The 3,174-nt window shown below is 52.9% G+C and carries 2 rRNA genes (1 of these 2 running past the window's edge); both read right to left on the bottom strand.

Annotated elements, in window-relative coordinates:
- Positions 1 to 143: 143 nt before the first annotated feature.
- Positions 144 to 256: ribosomal RNA gene (rrf, locus tag B4920_RS25535) — 5S ribosomal RNA — on the bottom strand.
- Between the two features lie 117 nt (positions 257 to 373).
- A 23S ribosomal RNA gene (locus B4920_RS25530) occupies positions 374 to 3,174 on the bottom strand (it continues 81 nt past the right edge of the window).

Below are 3,174 nucleotides of genomic sequence, written 5' to 3'. Positions count from 1 at the left end.
ACCTGAGCAGGGATTTACTGGATCAATACACCGAGGTGTTCGCGGGGCGCTTGGAGGCGGCGGGAGGTGTGGGTATTTTTGTTTTAAGGCATAAAAAGCATAAAACCCCCGCAGATTTTTCTGCGGGGGTTTTGATGGGGTAAGTCTGACGATGACCTACTTTCACGCACGGTTGTGCACTATCATCGGCGCGGTCTTGTTTCACGGTCCTGTTCGGGATGGGAAGGGGTGGTTCCAAGACGCTATGGTCGTCAGACTATAACTTGTACCGTTCAACGCAAGCAGCGCTGAACGCAAAGGGAAGAAGTGTTTTTTGAGGTGTGTGACTGCGCACGCTGCGTTCATTCTGTCGCGCTGTGTTTTGCAAGGTTATAGGATCAAGCCTCACGGGCAATTAGTACTGGTTAGCTTAACGCATTACTGCGCTTCCACACCCAGCCTATCAACGTTGTGGTCTTCAACGACCCTTTAGGGGAATCAAGTTCCCAGGGATATCTCATCTTGAGGCGAGTTTCCCGCTTAGATGCTTTCAGCGGTTATCTCTTCCGGATTTAGCTACCCGGCGATGCGACTGGCGTCACAACCGGTACACCAGAGATCCGTCCACTCCGGTCCTCTCGTACTAGGAGCAGGCCCCCTCAAATATCCAGCGCCCACGGCAGATAGGGACCAAACTGTCTCACGACGTTTTAAACCCAGCTCACGTACCACTTTAAATGGCGAACAGCCATACCCTTGGGACCGGCTACAGCCCCAGGATGTGATGAGCCGACATCGAGGTGCCAAACTCCGCCGTCGATGTGAACTCTTGGGCGGAATCAGCCTGTTATCCCCAGAGTACCTTTTATCCGTTGAGCGATGGCCCTTCCATACAGAACCACCGGATCACTATGACCTGCTTTCGCACCTGCTCGACTTGTCGGTCTCGCAGTCAAGCCTTCTTTTGCCATTGCACTATCAGTACGATGTCCGACCGTACCTAGAAGACCTTCGTACTCCTCCGTTACCTTTTGGGAGGAGACCGCCCCAGTCAAACTGCCTACCATGCACGGTCCCCGATCTGGATTCACAGACCTAGGTTAGAACCTCAACGACACCAGGGTGGTATTTCAAGGACGGCTCCTCTGGAACTAGCGTCCCAGTCTCATCGCCTCCCACCTATCCTACACAAGTCCCGTCAAAGTCCAATGCAAAGCTACAGTAAAGGTTCATGGGGTCTTTCCGTCTAGCCGCGGGGAGATTGCATCTTCACAAACACTTCAACTTCGCTGAGTCTCAGGAGGAGACAGTGTGGCCATCGTTACGCCATTCGTGCAGGTCGGAACTTACCCGACAAGGAATTTCGCTACCTTAGGACCGTTATAGTTACGGCCGCCGTTTACCGGGGCTTCGATCAAGAGCTTGCACCCCATCACTTAACCTTCCGGCACCGGGCAGGCGTCACACCCTATACGTCCACTTTCGTGTTTGCAGAGTGCTGTGTTTTTAATAAACAGTCGCAGCCACCGATTCTCTGCGGCCTCTTCGCCCTTCGGATGTACTCCTACAAGCTACCGAGGCATACCTTCTCCCGAAGTTACGGTATCAATTTGCCGAGTTCCTTCTCCTGAGTTCTCTCAAGCGCCTTAGTATCTTCTACCTGCCCACCTGTGTCGGTTTGCGGTACGGTCACTCTATGACTGAAGCTTAGAGGCTTTTCCTGGAAGCAGGGTATCAATCACTTCGGTCTCAAAGAGACCTCGTCGTCACGCCTCAGCTAAGCTCTCCGGATTTGCCTAAAGAGCACGCCTACACGCTTAAACCGGGACGTCCAACACCCGGCTGACCTAACCTTCTCCGTCCCCCCATCGCATCATAGAGCGGTACAGGAATATTGACCTGTTTCCCATCGACTACGCATTTCTGCCTCGCCTTAGGGGCCGACTCACCCTGCGTCGATGAACGTTGCGCAGGAAACCTTGGGCTTTCGGCGAGGGTGCTTTTCACACCCTTTATCGCTACTCATGTCAGCATTCGCACTTCTGATATCTCCAGCATCCTTTACAAGACACCTTCACAGACTTACAGAACGCTCCCCTACCATCTCTTACGAGATCCGCAGCTTCGGTTCATGGCTTGAGCCCCGTTACATCTTCCGCGCAGGACGACTCGACTAGTGAGCTATTACGCTTTCTTTAAAGGGTGGCTGCTTCTAAGCCAACCTCCTAGCTGTCTATGCCTTCCCACCTCGTTTTCCACTTAGCCATGTATTTGGGACCTTAGCTGGCGGTCTGGGTTGTTTCCCTCTTGACGATGGACGTTAGCACCCACCGTCTGTCTCCCGTGTATCACTTTCCGGTATTCGGAGTTTGCTATCGCGGGGTAGATCGCAATGACCCCCCCAACGATTACAGTGCTCTACCCCCGGAAGTGTCCGCACGAGGCACTACCTAAATAGTTTTCGGGGAGAACCAGCTATTTCCAAGTTTGTTTAGCCTTTCACCCCTATCCACAGCTCATCCCCTAATTTTTCAACATTAGTGGGTTCGGACCTCCAGTGCGTGTTACCGCACCTTCATCCTGGCCATGGATAGATCACTTGGTTTCGGGTCTACGCCCAGCAACTGAATCGCCCTTATCAGACTCGCTTTCGCTACGCCTCCCCTATCCGGTTAAGCTTGCTACTGAACGTAAGTCGCTGACCCATTATACAAAAGGTACGCAGTCACCCCTTGCGAGGCTCCCACTGTTTGTATGCATGCGGTTTCAGGATCTATTTCACTCCCCTCCCGGGGTTCTTTTCGCCTTTCCCTCACGGTACTGGTTCACTATCGGTCGATCACGAGTATTTAGCCTTGGAGGATGGTCCCCCCATCTTCAGACAGGATTTCACGTGTCCCGCCCTACTTGTCGCACGCTCAGACCCGCCGGCTACTTTTCACATACGGGGCTATCACCCACTATGGCCAAGCTTTCCAGCTTGTTCTGTTAAGTAACCGGTTTAGTCGTGCAGGCTCATCCCCGTTCGCTCGCCACTACTTGGGGAATCTCGGTTGATTTCTTTTCCTCGGGGTACTTAGATGTTTCAGTTCTCCCGGTTCGCTTCCACTGACCTATGAATTCAGTCAGGGATACCTCAAAGAGGTGGGTTTCCCCATTCGGATATCGGGGGATCAAAGCTCCATTGCCAGCTCC

Origin of the sequence: Zoogloea sp. LCSB751, from assembly GCF_002028455.1 — a bacterium.
Classification (GTDB): domain Bacteria; phylum Pseudomonadota; class Gammaproteobacteria; order Burkholderiales; family Rhodocyclaceae; genus Zoogloea.
Note: the sequence above shows the minus strand (reverse complement) of the source record. Positions and strands in the feature narration are given on the sequence as shown.